This is a genomic window from Halarchaeum grantii, from assembly GCF_014647455.2.
Taxonomy (GTDB): Archaea; Halobacteriota; Halobacteria; order Halobacteriales; family Halobacteriaceae; genus Halarchaeum; species Halarchaeum grantii.
Genome location: NZ_BMPF01000001.1, coordinates 24,778 through 43,559 on the forward strand (window position 1 = coordinate 24,778; position 18,782 = coordinate 43,559).

The 18,782-nt window shown below is 70.4% G+C and carries 24 protein-coding genes; 16 read left to right on the plus strand and 8 right to left on the minus strand.

Features of this window, described 5'->3' with window-relative positions:
* Positions 1–57 precede the first annotated feature (57 nt).
* Entirely contained in the window at positions 58–252 is a 195-nt protein-coding gene (locus IEY12_RS00175) for a cold-shock protein (protein WP_123076672.1), read from the minus strand.
* A gap of 399 nt (positions 253–651) precedes the next feature.
* Between IEY12_RS00175 and IEY12_RS00180 the strand changes: the two genes are divergently transcribed.
* Positions 652–1,638: a metallophosphoesterase family protein gene (locus IEY12_RS00180; RefSeq protein ID WP_188876383.1), complete on the plus strand. Its 987-nt coding sequence runs from the start codon at positions 652–654 to the stop codon at positions 1,636–1,638.
* Here the strand turns inward: IEY12_RS00180 and IEY12_RS00185 are convergent.
* The 3 genes from IEY12_RS00185 to IEY12_RS00195 all read right to left on the minus strand — a co-directional run bounded on the left by IEY12_RS00185 (position 1,635) and on the right by IEY12_RS00195 (position 4,542).
* Positions 1,635–3,203 (minus strand): Hvo_1808 family surface protein, encoded by a 1,569-nt coding sequence (locus tag IEY12_RS00185; RefSeq protein ID WP_188876385.1) that lies wholly within the window; start codon positions 3,201–3,203, stop codon positions 1,635–1,637. The two genes, IEY12_RS00180 and IEY12_RS00185, sit on opposite strands and share 4 nt — an antisense overlap.
* Positions 3,204–3,254: 51 nt before the next feature.
* A complete protein-coding gene (locus IEY12_RS00190; RefSeq protein ID WP_188876387.1) occupies positions 3,255–3,413 on the minus strand; it encodes a DUF7837 family putative zinc-binding protein in 159 nt (52 codons plus the stop codon).
* A gap of 64 nt (positions 3,414–3,477) precedes the next feature.
* Positions 3,478–4,542: a TrmB family transcriptional regulator gene (locus IEY12_RS00195; RefSeq protein WP_188876389.1), complete on the minus strand. Its 1,065-nt coding sequence runs from the start codon at positions 4,540–4,542 to the stop codon at positions 3,478–3,480.
* Between the two features lie 161 nt (positions 4,543–4,703).
* Between IEY12_RS00195 and IEY12_RS00200 the strand changes: the two genes are divergently transcribed.
* Positions 4,704–5,132 (plus strand): GNAT family N-acetyltransferase, encoded by a 429-nt coding sequence (locus tag IEY12_RS00200; protein WP_188876391.1) that lies wholly within the window; start codon positions 4,704–4,706, stop codon positions 5,130–5,132.
* A gap of 37 nt (positions 5,133–5,169) precedes the next feature.
* On the opposite strand, the gene IEY12_RS00205 is transcribed toward IEY12_RS00200, so the two are convergent.
* Positions 5,170–5,499: a putative quinol monooxygenase gene (locus IEY12_RS00205; protein ID WP_188876393.1), complete on the minus strand. Its 330-nt coding sequence runs from the start codon at positions 5,497–5,499 to the stop codon at positions 5,170–5,172.
* Between the two features lie 120 nt (positions 5,500–5,619).
* On the opposite strand from IEY12_RS00205, the gene IEY12_RS00210 reads away from it, so the two are divergent.
* The 4 genes from IEY12_RS00210 to IEY12_RS00225 all read left to right on the plus strand — a co-directional run bounded on the left by IEY12_RS00210 (position 5,620) and on the right by IEY12_RS00225 (position 10,773).
* Positions 5,620–6,114: an Lrp/AsnC family transcriptional regulator gene (locus tag IEY12_RS00210; RefSeq protein WP_188876395.1), complete on the plus strand. Its 495-nt coding sequence runs from the start codon at positions 5,620–5,622 to the stop codon at positions 6,112–6,114.
* Entirely contained in the window at positions 6,111–7,256 is a 1,146-nt protein-coding gene (locus IEY12_RS00215; protein ID WP_188876397.1) for a pyridoxal phosphate-dependent aminotransferase, read from the plus strand. Before IEY12_RS00210 ends, IEY12_RS00215 begins: the two co-directional genes overlap by 4 nt.
* Entirely contained in the window at positions 7,256–8,110 is an 855-nt protein-coding gene (locus IEY12_RS00220; protein ID WP_188876399.1) for an SIR2 family NAD-dependent protein deacylase, read from the plus strand. The genes IEY12_RS00215 and IEY12_RS00220 overlap by 1 nt, the downstream gene beginning before the upstream one ends.
* 92 nt (positions 8,111–8,202) lie before the next feature.
* A complete protein-coding gene (locus IEY12_RS00225; RefSeq protein WP_188876401.1) occupies positions 8,203–10,773 on the plus strand; it encodes a beta strand repeat-containing protein in 2,571 nt (856 codons plus the stop codon).
* A 112-nt stretch (positions 10,774–10,885) separates the two neighbouring features.
* Here IEY12_RS00225 and IEY12_RS00230 read toward each other — a convergent pair whose 3' ends face one another.
* The gene (locus tag IEY12_RS00230) at positions 10,886–11,107 is read right to left on the minus strand and encodes a DUF7120 family protein (protein ID WP_188876403.1); all 222 of its coding nucleotides are present in this window, start codon (positions 11,105–11,107) and stop codon (positions 10,886–10,888) included.
* Between the two features lie 102 nt (positions 11,108–11,209).
* Here IEY12_RS00230 and lplB point away from each other — a divergent pair, with 102 nt between their 5' ends.
* The 10 genes from lplB (at position 11,210) to IEY12_RS00275 (ending at position 17,728) form a co-directional block, all read left to right on the plus strand.
* Positions 11,210–11,479, plus strand: coding sequence for a lipoate-protein ligase small subunit (gene lplB / locus IEY12_RS15680; protein ID WP_229870792.1), 270 nt, complete (start codon positions 11,210–11,212; stop codon positions 11,477–11,479).
* Positions 11,476–12,237, plus strand: coding sequence for a lipoate--protein ligase family protein (locus IEY12_RS00235; protein ID WP_229870795.1), 762 nt, complete (start codon positions 11,476–11,478; stop codon positions 12,235–12,237). The genes lplB and IEY12_RS00235 overlap by 4 nt, the downstream gene beginning before the upstream one ends.
* A gap of 230 nt (positions 12,238–12,467) precedes the next feature.
* Positions 12,468–13,928, plus strand: a complete 1,461-nt coding sequence (locus IEY12_RS00240; RefSeq protein ID WP_188876405.1) for a PAS domain-containing sensor histidine kinase — start codon at positions 12,468–12,470, stop codon at positions 13,926–13,928.
* A 116-nt stretch (positions 13,929–14,044) separates the two neighbouring features.
* Positions 14,045–14,410 carry a winged helix-turn-helix domain-containing protein gene (locus IEY12_RS00245; RefSeq protein WP_188876407.1) on the plus strand — a complete coding sequence of 122 codons (366 nt, stop codon included), beginning with the start codon at positions 14,045–14,047 and terminating at the stop codon, positions 14,408–14,410.
* Positions 14,407–14,697, plus strand: coding sequence for a DUF7521 family protein (locus IEY12_RS00250; RefSeq protein ID WP_188876409.1), 291 nt, complete (start codon positions 14,407–14,409; stop codon positions 14,695–14,697). Before IEY12_RS00245 ends, IEY12_RS00250 begins: the two co-directional genes overlap by 4 nt.
* Before the next feature lie 119 nt (positions 14,698–14,816).
* Positions 14,817–15,284 (plus strand): 6-pyruvoyl trahydropterin synthase family protein, encoded by a 468-nt coding sequence (locus tag IEY12_RS00255; protein ID WP_188876411.1) that lies wholly within the window; start codon positions 14,817–14,819, stop codon positions 15,282–15,284.
* Positions 15,275–16,051, plus strand: a complete 777-nt coding sequence (locus tag IEY12_RS00260) for a 7-carboxy-7-deazaguanine synthase QueE (RefSeq protein WP_188876413.1) — start codon at positions 15,275–15,277, stop codon at positions 16,049–16,051. Before IEY12_RS00255 ends, IEY12_RS00260 begins: the two co-directional genes overlap by 10 nt.
* 4 nt (positions 16,052–16,055) lie before the next feature.
* Positions 16,056–16,670: a GTP cyclohydrolase I gene (gene folE, locus IEY12_RS00265; protein ID WP_188876415.1), complete on the plus strand. Its 615-nt coding sequence runs from the start codon at positions 16,056–16,058 to the stop codon at positions 16,668–16,670.
* Entirely contained in the window at positions 16,667–17,383 is a 717-nt protein-coding gene (gene queC / locus IEY12_RS00270; protein ID WP_188876417.1) for a 7-cyano-7-deazaguanine synthase QueC, read from the plus strand. Before folE ends, queC begins: the two co-directional genes overlap by 4 nt.
* A 3-nt stretch (positions 17,384–17,386) precedes the next feature.
* A complete protein-coding gene (locus IEY12_RS00275) occupies positions 17,387–17,728 on the plus strand; it encodes a CHY zinc finger protein (RefSeq protein WP_188876419.1) in 342 nt (113 codons plus the stop codon).
* 240 nt (positions 17,729–17,968) lie between these two features.
* Here IEY12_RS00275 and IEY12_RS00280 read toward each other — a convergent pair whose 3' ends face one another.
* Entirely contained in the window at positions 17,969–18,448 is a 480-nt protein-coding gene (locus tag IEY12_RS00280) for a 50S ribosomal protein L11 (protein WP_123076624.1), read from the minus strand.
* A gap of 105 nt (positions 18,449–18,553) precedes the next feature.
* Positions 18,554–18,754, minus strand: a complete 201-nt coding sequence (locus tag IEY12_RS00285; protein WP_123076622.1) for a VNG_1110C family protein — start codon at positions 18,752–18,754, stop codon at positions 18,554–18,556.
* Positions 18,755–18,782 lie beyond the last annotated feature (28 nt).

Genomic DNA, 18,782 nt, shown 5'->3' on the forward strand with positions numbered 1-18,782 from the left:
CACCGGGTCGCGTCGAAAGAAATGTCGATTGCGCCGCGAGGGCGCTGAGTCGTCTACTTAAAGGCGCGTGACGTTCGTCGCGCGGGGGCCCTTCTCGGCCTCCTCGATGTCGAACTCGACCTCCTGACCCTCTTCGAGGTCGGGGCCGCCGACGTCCTCCATGTGGAAGAAGACGTCCTCGTCCGCGTCGTCAGTCTCGATGAATCCGTAACCGCCCGTGTCGTTGAAGAAGTCAACCTTACCGCTTGCCATTACAACACATCGTAGGGGAGTGTGAGGGATAAGGGTTCCGCGAGTCGCGCTACCATGGGTACGCGACGCGAGCCACCCCCGGGTGTCGTGTCGCCGTCGACGGCGTCCGCCTGCAGGCCTTCGAGTTCGTCGTCGAGTTCGACGCCGGTGAACCCGTGCCGTCGTAGCGAAACTCGAGGCCGCCCCCTCCGACTCCGCAGATCTGGCACGGCGTGAGACCGGACCGACGCTCACCGCCCCCTCAACGGCCGACGCGACGGCCCGTCTCTCTCACGGGCGCTACGGACGGCTCCGTACCCGAACGTATCTGTTTGTAGACAGGAATAAGGCGGTGGCGCGTCCACGTTCACGCGCGCCCATGCCCACATCCGAGCGCCCGCGCCACGACCGGTGGTCGCCGTGACGCCGCGCCCCGGCCCCGTCCTCGCACGCCTCGCCCGACCCGCCGGCCCGGAGACGACGCTCGCCGTCCTCGCGGACGTCCACGCCGACGTCGCGCGCGAACCCGGCTCGTGGAAGTGTCACGAGCACGCCCTCGACAGATTGCGGACCGCACTCGACGACGCCGGCCGCCTCGGCGCGGACGCCGTCCTCGTCGCCGGCCGCCTCGGCGCGGACGCCGTCCTCGTCGCCGGCGACCTCACCCGCGACGGCCGCCCCGACTCCTTCGACGCCATCGACGCGGCGTTCGCGACCGTCGACGGACCCGTCCTCTGCGTCCCCGGGAACCACGACGTCCCCAAGAGCTACCGGGACGCCCCGAGCGTCCACGCCTTCCGCGAGCGCTACACGCCCGGCGTCCTCCCCTACGTCCGGCGCGTCGGCTCCGTCCACGTCGTCGGCCTCGATACCGCGAGCGCCGTCGAGGACGGCTCACACGGCCGCGTCACCGACGACCAGCTCGCGTGGCTCGACGCCGTCCTCCCGGCCATCGGCGAGGCCGTCGTCGTCTGCCACCACAACCTCGCGGACGCCGCCAGCCACGCCGCCCCCGTCGGTATCGAGGCCCACGCTACCGTCGAGGGCGCCGACGCCCTCGCCGACGTCCTCGCCGACCACGCCGTCCCGCTCGTCGTCTCCGGGCACGCCCACTGGCCAACCGTCGGCGCCGCCGGGCGGGTCCGCGAACTCCTCGCGCCCGCCGTCTGCTCGTTCCCGCAGGCTGGCCTCATCCTCGACGTCACCCCGGAGGGGACGACCGTCAGCATGCTCCCGCTCGCCGACCGCGACGGCCTCCGGGCCGCCCACGACGCCGCCTGCGACGGCACCGAGCGCTCGCGGCGCATCGTCGAGACCTTCCGCGACGGCTATCTCACGCGGTTCCCGCTCGTCGACGAGCGGACGAGGAACAACCCGAACGCGACGCGCCTCCCCCTCGAGCGCTAGCTCCGTCGCGCGAGAGCGACGCTCGCGAGGAGGAGCGCGAGGCCGGCACCGAGCACGCCGACGCCCGGAACGCCGCTCGACGTCGTCGTCGGACTCGGGCTGTCCGCGCCCGCGAGCGACGGCCGGATGGCGGTCACCGCCGCGACGTCCGGGCCGTTCACGACCGTCACCGTCTCGCCGTCCTGCACGACGCGGTACGCGCCCCGATAGCCGTCCGCCTCGGGGACGACCCACGTGCCGTTTCGCTTCGTCGCGTCGTGCGCCTTCAGCGAGAGCACGTAGGCGTCCGCGAACGCGCTCGCGTCCGCGCTCGTGTTCCACGCCGTCTTCCAGACGAAGCCGTTCTTCGCGTTCTTCCGGTAGGGGAGGACCGCGTCGCCCGCCCACCCCGTCGTGGCCGCCGCGCTATACCGGAGCGTTCGGTACTCCCCGTCGCCCTGAATCGCGCGCTGCGGGACCGCGCCCGCGCCGTACTCGTAGCTCTGCCACCAGAGGCCGACGAACGCCGACGCCTCGCCGAGCGTGTCCGTCCCGTTCACACCCTGCTCGGGGAACGTCTCCCAGCCGTTCGTCGCGGCGTCGCGGTCCACGGAGACGGCCGTCCGTTCGGGTGCCGTCCCGTGAATCACCTCCGTCGTGGTGTTCGGCGGGCGCTCCCAGGCGTCGTCCACGGCCGCCCAGCCACCGCGCTCGGCGAGGTCGGCGACGTAGCCCGGCCCGCTCGCGTACGGGAAGTAGAGCGTGAACTGGAGGCTCCGCGGCGGACTCGCCGACGCGGACTGCGAGTCGGACTCCGAGTTCCCGTCGTTGCTCGACTCCCCGTCACCGCTCGAACTCGGCCCCGCGACGCAGTCCCACTCGCCGCTCGCGCACTTCTCCTCGTAGCGTGACTCGACGTAGCGCGCCTCGCCCTCGACGAGCCCGGACGTCGCGAGCTGCGCGTCCTGCGTCTCGCCGCCGTACTTCGCCTTCGTCAGGTCGTACTGCTGGTCCTGGAGGGCGTGCTGGAGCTCGTGTGCGAGCGTGGCGTACTCGATGTGGGCGTTCTTCCCGTCCGGGACGACGATCTTGATCGCGTCGCTGGACGGCGAGTAGTAGCCGAGGACGTTGTTCGAGTAGTAGGACTGCGTCGCCGCCGAGAGGTTCGTGTCCGAGCCGATTATCAGCGCGGCCTCCCAGACCTGCTGGTTCCACCGGCTGTACGCGGTGTCGCTCCCGCCGCTCGACTGGTTCGCCTGATAGGCCGCGCGCGAGATGACGTCGACCGGCACCGCCGTCCCGAAGTTGCGCTGGCGGACGTGCTCGACGCGCGCCATCGTCCGCCGGACGTACGCGTGCGTCTCGCTCGCGTTCAGCCCGTCGTCCTGATTCACCGTGACGTTCGAGTCGTACCAGTAGCCGTCGAAGTAGCCGACCGTCGCGTTCTCCGCCGGGGCGCCGTGGGCGGCCGGCGCGGCCGGCGTGGGTGCCGACGCCGTCGCCGTCGCGGGCACGGCGAGCGCCGACGCGACGGGCGCGAGGAGAAGGGTCACCACGAAGACGGAGAGGAGCGTGCGCGAGGGCATTCACTCTCCGGTTGGCGTGGCCGCCACAAACAGTTGTGGGTCCGCCGGACCTCACTCGGGTTTCACGACGTCGCTGCACTCCGGGCAGTCGGCGTACGCCGACCGTCCATCGCCGTCCTCGTACTCGATGAGCACCGCGCTCTCCGGGATGCGCGCGCCGCAGTTCGGGCACTCCCCGAGCGTCCCGTCGGCACTGTCGACATCAGTCATTCCGAACACCTAGTGGGAGTTCCCGAACCGACATAACTGTTCGCCGCGAGGTCGGAGCCCCGACTCAGACGACGTCCTCGACGACGACGCGCTCGGCGGAGACGTCCTCGATCACTGCGCCGAACCCGCCGACCGTCACCTCGCCGTCGTCCGTCTCCACGACGAGCGAGGCCTGCCCCGCGAGGCTCTGGAGCGAGCGCGGCCCGTCGTCCTCGTCGTCGCGGCCCTCGTAGGCGATGTCGACGACGCGCCCCGCGAACTCGCAGTACTCGCCCGTCTCGACGCGGTGGCCCTCGATGTGTACGAGCACGTCCGCGCCGGCCTGCAGGCGGGGGGCGAACTCGTGGGCGGCGCGCCGGACGTCCACGTACGTCCGTGGGTACCCGCGGTCGGCCTCGAGCAGCGGCTCCCAGAGTTCCCAGAGCGTGCTCAAGTAGTACCAGACGAAGACGGCGGCGTGCGTCCGGTCGTTCACGACGACGCCGTACTCGCGCGGCGAGCCGACGTGCTCGGCGTAGCAGACGCGGTGCTGGTCGACGATGGCGAGGAAGGGGGCTTCGCGTTCGCGCCAGCGCGCCTCCGTCGCGACCGACTCGAGCGGGAGGTCGGTGACGACGTCGCGGGAGCAGGAGTGAATCGACAGCTGGACCGCGACGCCGCGCTCGTGGGCGCCCGCGAGCGCGGCGCGCAGGTCGCGGAACTGCGCGGGCGTCACGGAGAGCTGCACGCGGTGCTCGGCGCTCCCGACGAACGCCTCCGCACGGTTGCGCAGCGTCGAGAACCGCGACACCACCGACACCTCGTGGGTGCGTGGTTCCGGGCGCGTCCACCGGTTCTCGACCTCCGTCGCGGCCGCACGGAGGTCATCGACGCGCTCGCGGAGCGTGGAGACGACGCCCTCCGGGGAGGGGACGCGCACGTGCAGGTGCTCGCGCTCGTACGTCTCGACGTAGCCCTCGTCCTCGAGGGACCGGACGACGTCGTAGATGCGGGGCTGGGGGACGTCGCTGGCGTCCGCGAGCGCGCTCGCCGACGTGGAGCCGAGTTCGAGGAGCGCGACGTACGCGCGGGCCTGATAGGGCGAGAACCCCTCGCCTTCGAGCACGGACGCCAGCGCCTCAGTGTCCATACCTCCCCTGTGGCGCCCGCCGTCGTAAGTCCCTTTCTGCGTCCGCCCGCTGACGCCGCCCTCGCCTCCGGCGTCCGTCCGCGCCCCGCCTCCTGACGACACGGGCGGGCAGACGCTCGCGAGGAGACAGCGCTTTCCCGCCGGGACGGCTTCGCGACACCATGCACGGAGTCACGCGCGTCGAGGACGACGCCGAACGCGCGGACGCGCTCGGCGTCCGCTACGCCGTCTTCGTCGACGAGCAGGGCGTCCCCGAGGACGTGGAGGTCGACGAGCACGAGGCGGCCGCCACGCATTACGTCGCGTACGCCGACGGGACTCCGGTGGGCGCCGCGCGCTACCGCGAGCACGACGACGCGACGGCCAAAATCGAGCGCGTCGCCGTCCGCGAGTCGCATCGCGGCGAGGGCTGGGGGGCGCACCTGATGGACGCCGTCGAGGCCGACGCCCGCGAGGCCGGCTACGAGCGCGCCGTCCTCCACGCGCAGACGCCCGTCGTCGGGTTCTACGAGGCGCGCGGCTACGAGGTGGTCGGCGAGACGTTCGAGGAGGCCGGCATCCCGCACGTCGAGATGGCGACGCGGCTCTGAGCCGCGCGGCGACGAGGTGGCGGGCCTCGGTAGTGGGTCAGTCCTCGTCCTCGACGTCCACGGTGAACTCGTCGACGGCCTCCTCGGCCACCTCGAAGGAGACCATTTCGAGGTCGGCCGCGAGCAGGTCGGGGAGCCGCTCGGTGAAGCGCTCGCAGTGGTCGGTCTCCTCGTGGGCGGCGTGCGCGGCCGCGTCCTCGTAGCGCTCGACGAACCGGAGCGTGTTCTCGTCGTGGACGTCGACGCCGGCGCGGTAGTCGATGACGCCGTCCTCGCGGTTGGACGCCTCGACGAGCTCTCTGACTGCATCGAGGGCTTCTTCGCGGTGTTCGGGGTCGAGGTGGAACGTCGCGTGCAGAACGAACATGGCTCGAACGGGCGCGCGGACGGCACAAAAGCCGTCCGGTGCCGACCGAACCGCTTCCCCTCGACGCCCCCCGCCACCGAGAGAGTCAGACCTAAGAACGGACCCGTCCACCATGGGAGTATGGACGACGACGACCGCAGACGCGTCCTCGACCTGCTCTGCGAGGACGCCCGGTACACGCCCGAGGACGTCGCTCGACAGCTCGACCTCACGCCCGAGGAGGCCGAGGCACACATCGAGGCCCTCGAGGACGAGGGCGTGCTGCGGGGGTACACGGCGGTCGTGGACTGGGCGGCGCTCGACGACGGCATCGTCGAGGCGAAGGTGGAGCTGAACGTCGAGCTCGACCGCGAGACGGGCTACGAGGACATCTCGCGTCGGATCGCGAAGTTCCCCGAGGTCGCCGCGTTCCAGCTCGTCAGCGGCGACTACGACTTCGCCCTGGAGGTGCGCGCGGACTCGATGAACGCGGTCTCGCGCTTCGTCTCCGAGGAGATCGCGCCCATCCCCGAGGTCACGCAGACGGTGACGCACTACGTCATGGAGACGTACAAGGCCGAAGGCATCGAGTTCGGCGACGGGGAGGAGGACGACCGGCTCTCCTACTCGCCATGAGCCACCACCTCTCTGAGCGCGCCGAGCGAACGCCGCCCTCCGGGATTCGGCGGTTCTTCGAGATCGCCGAGGAGATGGAGGACGTCGTCTCGCTCGGCGTCGGCGAACCCGACTTCAGCGCGCCGTGGCCCGCGCGCAAAGCCGCCATCGAGGCCCTCGAGCGCGGGCAGACCTCCTACACGTCGAACCGGGGGCGACGCGACCTCCGCGAAGCCATCTCCACGCACGCGACGCGCTACGGCCACGACTACGACGCCGAGGAGGAAATCCTCGTGACGACGGGCGTCAGCGAGGCGATGGACCTCGCGATGCGCGCGCTCGTCGACCCCGGTGACGTCGTCGCCGTCGCCGAACCCGCCTACATCTCCTACGGGCCGGACGCCTCCTTCTCGGGGGGCGAGGTCCTCCCCGTCCCGACCGAGGCGAGCGAGGAGTTCCGCCTCACCTACGACGCGTTGGAGCGCGCGGGCGCCGAGCGCGCGGACGTCCTCGTCTTCTGCTACCCGAACAACCCGACGGGCGCGACGATGGACGCGACCCACCTCGCGGAAGTCGCGGAGTTCGCGCGCGAGCATGACCTCTTCGTGCTCGCCGACGAGGTGTACGCCGCGCTCACCTACGAGGGCGAGCACGACAGCATCGCCACCCAGCGGGGGATGCGCGAGCGCACCGTCGTCTTCAACGGCTTCTCGAAGGCGTACGCGATGACCGGCCTCCGGCTGGGATACGCGATGGGGCCCCCGGAGGTGGTCGACGCCATGAACCGCATCCACCAGTACACGATGCTCTCCGCGCCGACGACGGCGCAGGCCGCCGCGCTCGAGGCCCTCGAGTCGTGTGACGACGCCGTCGCGGACATGCGCGAGCAGTACGACCGCCGCCGGCGCTTCGTCCTCTCGCGCTTCCGGGAGATGGGGCTGGACTGCTTCGAGGCGCAGGGCGCCTTCTACGTCTTCCCCTCGGTGCCGGGCGACGACGAGGCGTTCGCGGAGGAACTGCTGCGCGAGGCGGAGGTCGCCGTCGTCCCCGGGCGCGTCTTCGGCGACGGCGGCGAGGGCCACGTCCGGGTCTCCTACGCGCGCTCGCTCCCCGAACTCCGGGAGGCGATGGACCGCATTGAGGCGTTCCTCGCGGACTACTGATGGGCGAGAGCGGGGGCCACGCGGGGCGCGCCGACCCCGGGCACGCGGACGCGGTGTCCCGGATCGCCGACTCGCTCGTCGACGCCGACACCGCGGTCGCGTTCACGGGCGCGGGCGTCAGCACCGCATCCGGGGTCCCGTCCTTCCGTGGCGACGACGGCGTCTGGAACGCCGAGTACGACCCGGCCGACTTCCGCATCGAGCGCTTCCGCGCCGACCCGGTCGGCTTCTGGGAGGACCGCCTCGAACTCCACGAGACGATGTACGGTGTCGACGCCGCGAGAACCGAGGGGGACGGACGCGCGAGCGACGCGGGAGAGCGGGACGCGCACGCCGTCGCGCCGAACGCCGCCCACGACGCGCTCGCGACACTGGAGGACGCGGGCGTCCTCACCGCCGTGGTCACGCAGAACGTCGACGGCTTGCACGCGGCCGCCGGCACGGACTCCCTGCTGGAGATCCACGGGAACGCCCGGCGCAGCGTCTGCGTCGACTGTGGGACGACGACGCCGACGGACGCCGTCCGCGAGCGCGTCCGCGACGGCGAGACGCCACCGCGCTGTGACTGTGGCGGCCTCCTCAAGCCGGACGTGGTGCTGTTCGGTGAGCGTCTCCCGCCGGTCTTCGGCGAGGCGCGACGGCTCGCCCGTGAGGCCGACGCCTTCCTCGCCGCCGGGTCGTCGCTCACCGTCGAGCCTGCGGCGTCGCTCCCGGTGACGGCGGCACGCGATGGCGACCTCCACGTGGTGAACTTCGACGGGACGCCACACGATGACGTCGCGGCGACGGTCAGTCGGGCGGACGTTACGGACGTGCTTCCGGCGGTGGCGTCGCGCGTTCTCGACCACCACTGACGTTTCGGACGGCCATCACGTTTACCCGTTGAGGCGGCGACACGTTTTAGTGAGCGCGGGCGCCCACGCGTCCGTCACCACTCCCCCCACCGATGACACGAGCATCCCGAGCAGTCGCGTTGAACGCCATCGTCGTCCTCTCGCTGGTCGCATCGGTCGGCGTCGGTTTCGTCGGCACCGCCGTCGCCGCCGATACCGCCACTATCGAGGCGACGCCGGCGAACGCGACCGCCACGGCCACGCACAACGTCTCTGTCTCCCCGGACTCGAACGAAGCCGGGAGTTCGCTGAATTCGATCCAAGTTCAGTACCCCGACTCGTCGGCGGACGCCGGCAACGTCACCGGGGCCGACGTCGAGGCCGCCTACGTCGTCCGGAACGGTGACCGGACGAACGTCACGGACGACCTCCAAGCCGTCAAGCACAGCGACAACGGCAACACGGTGGCGTTCACCTTCGGCGGGAGTTACGACGTGAGGGCCGGCGACACCTTCCACGTCGTCTACAGCGACGTCGAGAACCCCGACTCGATGGGCACGTACTCGGTCAAGGTCGACCTGAACTCGCAGTCCTCCGGGTCGCCCGCGACCGACAGACTGAACATCACGCAGGCGGCCGCGACGACGTCGCTCACCGCGACGCCGGACTGGGACGGCGCGAACGCGACGCACACGCTCTCCTACGCGCCCGGGAGCGCACAGGACAACCGGACGCTCCAGAACGTCACGGTCGACTACGGTATGAACGCGACGCTGTACGACCTGCCGCCCGAAAACGTCACCGCGTTCGTCGACGCGGACGCGGACGGTCAGAACGACAGCGCCGAGTCCGGGCTGAACGTCACCGGCGTCACGGCGGCGAACCAGAACCTCACCGTCGCGTTCGACGGGAGCTACACGCTGAACGCGAGCGAACCGATCGTCGTCTCCTACGACCCGGTCGGGAACCCGGACGCCGCGGGCACGTACACGGAGCGCGTCACCGCGAACGGCGACTGGGAGAACGCGACGAACGTCACGCTCGACGTCGTCGTGAGCTCGGAGACGAGCGACGCCTCCGTCACACCGTACCCGCCGTACGCGGGCGCGCAGAGTACACACGTCGCGACCGGTGAGGTCGGGTCGGACGACGCCTCCGATTCGCTGAACGAGTTCCGCGTCGACTACGCCGAGGACACGGGCGCGACCGACGTCTCCGCGGTCGGACTGAGCGACGTGCACGCCGTCGGCATCAGCACCGACGGTGACGGGACCATCGAGACGAACGTCACGGACGACCTCTCCTCGGTCAGCATCTCGAACGACGGTCACACGCTCCTCCTCGGCTTCGGCGGGAGCTACACCCTCGATCAGGGCGACGTCGTCGTCGCGAACTACAGCGACGTCAGAAACCCCGGGGATAACGGCACGTACACGGCGGCCGTCGGCATCAACACGCAGAGCGACGACGCGGACATCGCGGCCGACTTCGAGGTCACGACCGGGCCCGCGAGCGCGACGGTGACGGCGGCGAACGCGAGCGAGCACGCGAACACGACACACACGCTCGCGTTCCGGCCCGGAACGAGCCAGTACGGCGCGACCGTCACGAGCCTCGCCGCGAACTACACCGCGAGCGGAATCGCCGACGTGCCCGCGAACGCCACCGTCAGCGACGCCTTCATCGACACGGACGGCGACCTGACGAACGAGTCCGGTGACCCGGCGCTGAACGTCACCGACTTCGGCGTCACCGACGGCGTCGTGAACGCGACGTTCGAGGGGAACCACACCGTCGCCTCCGACGAGCGCGTCGTCCTCACCTACGAGAACGTCACGAACCCCGGCGACGGGTCGTACGCGATTCCGAGCGCGCTGAACGGGGACTGGGCGAACGGCACCGACGCGACGCTCACCGTCACCACGGACACCGAGGCCGTGAACGCCTCACTCGCCGTGGACCCGGACACGCCTGACGCGACGAGCACGCACACCGCGACCGTCGAAGTCGCGCCGAACGACGCCTCCGACTCGCTGAACAGCATCGAGGTCGATTACGCGGCGATCGAAACGGCGACCGACGTCTCCGCGGTCGGTGCGAGCGATGTCGTCCGCGTCGGCATCAGCACCGACGGTGACGGGACCGTCGAGACGAACGTCTCCGACGATCTCTCGGAGGTCGACGTGTCGAACGACGGCCACACGCTCACGTTCGGCTTCGGCGGGAGCTACACCCTCTCGCAGGGTGACGTCGTCGTCGTCGAGTACCACGACGCCGAGAACCCCGCGACTGAGAGCACCTATCACGCCGCGATCGGCGTGAACGTCCAGAGCACGGACGCGCCCGTCACTGCGGCCTTCGACATCGCCGCGTCCTCGAGCGACGACGATAGCGACACGAGCGGCGGGAGCGACACCGACGACACCAGTAACAGCGTCGGTGACACGAGCGATACTACCGGCGCGACGGACGGTGGGAGCGGCGACGACGGACAGTCCACGACGACCACCACGCCGACCACGACCGCCACGCCGACGGAGACACAGACCGTGACGTCGACCACGACGGCCACGAGCGCCACGGCAGCCACGGAGACGACGTCCGGCGGCTTGCTCGGCTTCGGGCTCGCCGCCGTGAGCGTCGCGCTCGCCGCCGGCGTCCTCGTCCTGCGCCGCCGCGACTGACGCGCGGCGGGGCGCGCCACCCGATCACGACGCCGCGCCCACCGCGTTCGACACCCGACCCGCGAACGCGGTCGCTGCGCGACCGTTCCGACCGGCCGAAGAACCGACCTCCTTAGAACTCGTACTCGTCGCCGAGCGAGCGCTCGCTCGTCTCACGCATCTCCTCCTCGAAGCGCTCTTCCTCCTCCTCGCCGGCGGTGATGTCGTAGACGTTCAGTCCCGTTGAGAGGAGTTCTTCGACCGCTTCCTTCCGATTGAGGAACTCACCCTCGTCGACGAGGCGGTCGATCTCGACTTCAATATCGCTCGGGAGGTCGACTTCAGCGGTGGGCATATCGATGGAAGGTTCCCGGGCGAAACATTTCAAGGCTGTGGCTGCGAGACCGGGCTCGGGCACCCGAGCGCTCTTTACCCGCCGGTTGCGTATCCCACGCGTATGCACGGGGAGTCCTCGGTGAAGGTCCCGGGTGGGAAACTCGTCCGCGCGGCGGTCACCTACGAGGCGCACGTCCAATCGGTCGAGATTCGCGGCGACTTCTTCCTCGAACCGCCGGAGGCCCTGACGGCGCTCGAGCGCGCCGTCGAGGGCCTGCCACGCGACGCCTCACACGAGGAGTTCGCGACGGCCGTCGGCGCCGTCGACGCCACGCTCGTCGGCTTCGACGCGGACGACGTCGCCACCGCCGTCCGGGAGGCGATGGAATGAGCGACGACCACGACGGCCTCCGCGTCGTCGACCCCGAGGCGCTCTCGGAGCCGGTCCATCACGCGCTCGACGAGGTGTTGACGAACCGCCTGCAGGCCGGCGAGACGCCACCGACCCTCCGCGTGTGGCGTCGCGACACGCCCGCCGTCCCGTTCGGCCGCTTCCAGTCCTTCGACGACGAGGTCGAGGCCGAGTACGCCCGCGAGCACGGCATCGTGCCCGTGCGCCGCGTCACCGGCGGCGGGTCGATGTACGTCGCACCCGGCGACGTCGTCACCTACTCGCTCTACCTCCCAGCGTCGTGGGTGCCCGACGACGTCGAGGCGAGTTACGCGGACCTCGATCGGAGCGCCATCGAGGCGCTTCGCGGACTCGGCCTCGACGTCCGTCACGAGCCGCTGAACGACATCGAGCACGCCGACGGGAAGATCGGTGGCTCCGCCCAGCTGCGCTCGGGGGACGCCGTCCTCCACCACGCGACGATGAGCTACGACCTCGACACCCGCGAGATGCTCCGCGTGCTCCGCATCGGCGCGGAGAAGGTCTCCGATAAGGCCGTGCGCTCGGCGGAGAAACGCGTCGCCGTCATGACCGACCACCTCGACGCCTCGCGCGAGGACGTCATCGACGCGGTCGTGGACGCGTACGTCGCGCGCTTCGGCGGCGGGCGCGGCGAGCTGAGCGAGGACGAGCGCGAGGCCGCACTCGAACTCGCGGACGCGAAGTTCTCGACGCCCGAGTGGAACGAGCGCCTGTGAGGCACCGCGGCCGGTCGTCAGGGAGAGCACGCCCGTGCCGTGGGTCCGGAGGAGTCGGCCCACCGACCGCCTCACCCAGTTCTTCTGTCAGCACTCGTCGTGACGTAGACCCCTCTTAGGGGCGCCCATACGGCCCTCAAGCCGACCCGTCCGCCGGAAAGCCACCACAACGTGTCACCGAGTGGGGTCGTCCCACCCAACTTAACACGCTGCCTCGTCTACTACGGACAATGAATTCCGAGAGGGGTGTTGCGGAGTCGGAGAACGCCACCGCTCGGGCGTTTCGGGAGGCCGTCGAGTGCAGCGGCCACTCGATCTACTGGACGGACACGACCGGCCGGATCGAGTACGTCAACGACGCGTTCGAGAAGCAGACGGGCTACGCCGCCGACGAAGCGGTCGGGAACAACGCGAACATCCTCCAGTCGGGCGTGCACGACGACCGGTTCTACGAGCGCCTCTGGGACACCATCCTCTCGGGCGAGGTCTGGGAGGGCGAGATCGTCAACGAGCGAAAGGACGGCGAGCGCTACGTCGCCAGACAGACGATTTCCCCGGTCACCGACGACGACGGCGACGTCGTCCGGTTCGTCGCCGTCAACGAGGACGTCACCGACCTGCGGGAGTACCGGAAGCGCCTCGAGCGCCAGCGCGACCGCTTGGAGACCGTCCTCGACGCCGTCCCCGTCCCGCTCGTCCTCACGGACGCCGACCCGGACGAGCCGATGATAAAGCAGATGAACCGGGCGTTCCGCGAGACCTTCGGCTACACCGAGCGCGAACTCGGCAGGCTGCGACTCGACGACCGCATCGTCGACGACGACGACGCCGAGGAAGCGCGCGAGATCACCGCGCAGGCGGCCGACGGTGAGCGAGTGCGGCGCGAGGTGACGCGGCGGAACGCGGCGGGCGAGCGCCGCACCTTCCTCCTCGAGGCGTCCACGGTCACCGGCGAGGCCGGCGACGAGGTGATCGCGACCTACCTCGACATCACCGACCGGAAGCGAGCGCAGGAGGAACTCGAGCGCCAGACCGCCGAGCTCGAGCGGTTCGCGGACGTCGTCAGCCACGACCTCCGGAACCCCCTGAACGTCGCCGCCGGCCACCTCGACCTCCTCGACGCCGAGGTCGACAACGAGCGCGTCGACACGATACGGGCGGCGCACGGCCGCATGCGGGAGCTGATCGAGAACCTCCTCATGCTCGCCAAGCAGGGGCGGACGATCGACGAGACCGAGCCGGTGGCGGTCAGTGATGCCGCGCGGCGGAGTTGGGAGACGATCGGGACGGCGGGCGCGACGCTCCGCGTCGAGAGCACGGCCACCATCCGGGCGGACGAGAGCCGGCTCGGCCAGCTCTTCGGGAACCTCTTCCGCAACGCAGTCGAACACGGCACGACCGGCGCGTCGCTCGCGCCGGCGGACGCGGCCGAGGACGGCGCCGGCACCGTCACGGTCACGGTCGGCGACCTCGAGGACGGCTTCTACGTCGCGGACGACGGCCCGGGCATCCCCGACTCGGAGCGCGAGCGCGTCTTCGAGACCGGCCACACGAGCGCGGCGGACGGGACGGGGCTCGGGCTCTCGATCGTCGCGGAGATCGCGGACGCGCACGGCTGGGACGTCACCGTCACGGAGAGCGACACCGGCGGCGCCCGCTTCGAGTTCACGGGCGTGACCTGCCTCACGTGACCGCGCGGCCGCGTCGCACCGCCCGTCGCGCAGCCGCAGTCGCGGCGACGCGACGAACCGGTCGATACCTAAGGGGCGAGCGCGAACGGGCACGTAGCGACCCATACGGGCCCAGAATGAGCGCACCAGACGACGACCCCGACCTCTCGCGCGTCCTCGACGCGCTCGATGATGCGGACTGTCGGGCGTTCCTGCGCGCTCTGGACGAACCAATGACGGCGAACGAACTCTCGGAGGCGTGTGACGTACCGCTCTCGACCACCTACCGGAAACTCGAGTCGCTGACGGAGGCGACGCTCGTCGCGGAGGAGACGGAGGTCCGCCCGGACGGCCGGCATCGCTCGCGCTATCGGGCGGACTTCGACGCCATCGAGGTCGCCTTCGACGACGGGCGCGAGCTGACCGTGGAGATCGACCGCCCGCCGCGCGGGCCGTCCGAGCGTCTCGCGGACATCTGGTCGGAGGTGCAACGCGAGACGTGACCCCGACCGGACTCGGCCTCACGACGCTCGTCACGCTCCTGAAGACAGTGACGCTGCTGCTCGGCGGCGCTATCACCTACTTCGCCTACGAGGCGTCCGTCCGTACGGGAGCGCGCTCCATCCGGCTGCTCGCCGTCGGCTTCGGCGTCGTCACCGTCGGCGCGCTCGTCGCCGGCATCGTCGACACCCTCCTCCACGTCGGCACGATGCTCGCGCTCGTCGCCGAGGGCTCGTTCACCGCCGTCGGCTTCGCGATCATCCTCTACTCGCTCTACGTGGAGGACTGAGACGCCTGTGGCGTCGCGGGCGACCGGGCGCGACGCGGCGTGCCCGGTGGGCACGTGACACGCCACCGCAGTCCGCCCCGTATCCGCAGGTTCAAGTAATACCGAGAGAACCGTGGGGTATGCACCGAGTGCGGACTGACGAACACTCCGAGGCGTTCGCGGGCGAGCGAACCCTCCGCGTCGGCGCCGAGCGACCCATCCGGATCAGCGCCGGTCACCGCCTCCTCCACCACGACGGGAAGTGCGCGCGCCCACACGGGCACAACTACGAGCTCACCATCACCCTCCGCGGCGAACTCACCGACGAGGGCTGGGTGGCGGACAAGGGCGACGTGACGGACGTCGTCGAGCGCTGGGACCACCGCTTCCTCGTCGAGGCGGGCGACCCGCTGATCGAGGCCTTCGAAGCGAGCGGCGACGGCGACGCGCTCGTCGTCCTCGAACGCCCGCCGACGGCGGAAGTGATGGCGGCGACCCTCGAGGCCGAACTCGCCGACGCGCTCCCCGACACCGTCAGCGAGGTGGCCGTCTCCGTCCGCGAGACGAGCGAACTCGACGCCACCGGAGGGGCGACGCCGTGCCGGTGAACGACGCGGCGGGAGACAGCTCACCCGCCGACGCACCCGCCGAGAGCCTCCCGGTCAACGAGCTCTTCCACTCCCTCCAAGGCGAGGGGACGCTCGCCGGCGTCCCCTCGACGTTCGTTCGCACCGCCGGCTGTAACCTCCGGTGTTGGTTCTGCGACTCCTATCACACCTCGTGGGAGCCCACCGGCGACTGGATGGGTCTCTCGGAGATCGTCGCCGCCGTCGAGGAGCGCCCCGGCGAGCACGTCGTCCTCACCGGCGGCGAGCCGCTGGTCCACGAGCGCGCCGTCGAGTTGCTCGAACGCCTCGACGAGTTGGGCTACCACACGACCGTCGAGACGAACGGCACCATCTACCGGGACGCGCCCATCGACCTCGCGAGCGTCAGCCCGAAACTCGCCTCCAGCACGCCCACTGCGGAGAACGCCCCCGAGGACGTCGACCCCGGCGTCTGGACGGAGCGCCACGAGGAGCGCCGCGTCGACGTCGAGACGCTCGCCGACCTCCTCGACGCCTACGACTGCCAGTTCAAGTTCGTCGTCACGGACGAATCGGACGTCGAGGACGTCGAGGACCTCGTCGCACGCGTCGCGGACGCCGCCGACGCGAACGCGGACGATATCGACGTGCTTCTCATGCCCGAGGGCCAAACACGAGACCAACTAGACGAAACCCGGAACGCCGTCGCCGAGCTCGCGATGGAGTACGGCTACCGCTACACGCCGCGCCTCCACGTCGACCTCTGGAACGACGCCCCCGGGACCTGAGACGATGACCGACGGAACACCGACATCCACCACCGACGCCGAATCGCACGCCGAGCACCCCGTGGACCGCGACCAGTTGAGTCACGCGACGCGCCTCATCCTCGACGCGGTCGGCGAAGACCCCGAGCGCGACGGCCTCGTCGACACGTGGGAGCGCCGCGTCCCCGCCGCCTACGAGGAGCTCACCGAGGGCTACCGCGAGGCCGAGAAGCCGACGATGCGCACCTTCGAGGCCGAGGGCGACGACCTCGTCGTGAAGACCGGGATCCCGTTCTACTCGCTCTGCGAGCACCACCTCCTCCCCTTCCACGGCACCGCGCACGTCGCCTACCGGCCGGACGGCGAGGTCGTCGGCCTCTCGAAGCTCGTCCGCTACGTCAAGTGGGCGTCGCGGCGCCTCACCATCCAAGAGCAGCTGACGCGCGACGTCGCCGAGGGGCTACACGAGGAGGTCGGCGCGGACGCCGTCCTCGTCGAACTCTCCGCGACGCACATGTGCGAGGCGATGCGCGGCGTCGAAGCCCACACCACGACGACGTCGCGCGCGAGCGTCGGCGCGTTCGACGACGCCGAGCGCCAGCGCTTCCGCGACGCCGTCGCAGCGGAGGGCAGGCGATGAGCGCGAGCGACGACGGCGCGGGCGACGCGGCCGCCAAGAAGGCGGTCGTCCTCGCGTCCGGCGGGATGGATTCCGCGACCGCCATCGCCGTCGCGAAGGAGCGCGGCTACGAGGTCTGCCTCCTCCACACGAGCTACGGCCAGCGCACCGAGGCCAAGGAGTACGAGTGTGCGACCGCGCAGGCCGAGCACTTCGACGCCGCCGACTTCCTCCACCTCAACCCCGACCACCTCGCCGCCATCGGTGGCTCCGCGCTCACCGACGACGACATCGACGTCCCCGAGGCCGACCTCGACAGCGAGGACGTCCCCGTCTCCTACGTCCCCTTCCGAAACGCGAACCTCCTCGCGATGGCCGTCTCCTACGCCGAAGCCCAGGACTGCGAGGCCGTCTTCATCGGCGCGCATTCCGAGGACTTCTCGGGCTATCCGGACTGCCGGCCGGAATTCTTCGACGCCTTCCAGCAGGTCGTCGACGTCGGCACCAAGGACGACACCGACATCGGCATCGAAGCGCCGTTCACCGAGTGGTCGAAGACCGACATCGCCGAGCGCGGCCTCGAACTCGACGTCCCCTACGAGCTCACGTGGAGCTGCTACCGCGACGAGGAGCCCGCGTGTGGCACGTGCGACGCCTGCGCCTTCCGCCTCGAGGCGTTCCGGAACGCCGGCGCGCGCGACCCCATCGACTACGCCGAGCGCCCCGACTACTGAGCGATGGAACGAACCGTCTGCGGCGTCACCGTCCGCGGCGTCGACGTCGACGCGGCGACGCGCTGTGCGCACTACGGCGAGGCGTGGGACGTCGTCGCCATCCGCGCGGCGTGCTGTGACACCTACTACCCGTGTCACGCCTGCCACGACGCGGTCGCCGACCACGGGCACACCGTGCTCGCGCGCGAGTCGTTCGACGACCCCGGCGTGCTCTGCGGGGCGTGCGGCGACACGCTCACCGTCCACGAGTACGCGGCCTGTGACGACGCCTGCCCCGCGTGCGGCCACGCGTTCAACCCCGGCTGTACGCGTCACTGGGAGCGTTACTTCGCGCCCCGCGACTGACGCCGGATGCGTTAGCGCCCACCCGGAAACACTTGCAACGGTGGGGGGTGTTGTGACACGGGGACCGAGAGCGGAGACACGGAACCGGTGACCGAGCGACGCACTCTTCGGGAGAACGGTCGAGACGTGAGAAACACGCCTCAATGAGAACGTGGGCGGGACGGGGCCCCGCTGGCTCTCGCCTCGTCAGGTCTCGGCGAGAACGCCGGCGAATCGCAGATTCGCCGGCCTTCGCGTCGCTTACGCTTCCGCGAGAACGTCGTCGAACTCGCCGTCGTCGACGCGGGCCTTGAAGCCGCGGGCGTCCTCGCCCTCGATGGTGACACCGAGCGTGACGCAGGTGCCGGCGACTTCCTTCGCGGCGTTCTTCGTGTCGTACGCGAGCAGGTCGGGCTTCTTCTGCTCGGCGATGGACTTCAGCTGCTCGATGGAGAGGTCCGCGACGAAGTTCTCCTGGGGCTCGCCGCTCCCGGTCTCGAAGCCGGCTTCGTCCTTGATGAGCTCCGCCGTCGGCGGAACGCCGACCTCGATGCTGAAGGAGCCGTCCTCCTCGTACTCGATGGTGACGGGGACTTCGGTGCCGTCGAAGGCCGCCGTCTGGTCGTTGATCTCTTCGACGACCGCCTGCACGTCGACGGGCGTGGGGCCGAGCTCGGGGCCGAGGGGCGGGCCGGGGTTGGCCTGCCCGCCGGGGACGAGTACTTCGATGGTATCAGCCATGCGTGAACGAAGTTTCGCGGCGGATTTAAACGGTTCGAATCGGGAGCGTGGTTGCGCACGGTTCGCGGTGCTGCCGCGACGTGGGTTAGCAGAAACGCGTGTGGATCACGGGAGCGTGATGCCCTGTCGAGCGAGGAAGGCGCTGGCCTCCTGGATCTCGACCGGGCTCCCGATGACGCGGACGACGTCGTCGCGCTCGAAGACCGTGACGGTGAACCGCTCGGTGAGTTCGGCCTCGACGCCGTCGAGCGCACCGGCCGGGAGGACGATCTCCGTGCTGTCGCGGTACGTCGACGGATCCGACATGTCGGCTACTCTCGCGAGGGCGGCTATG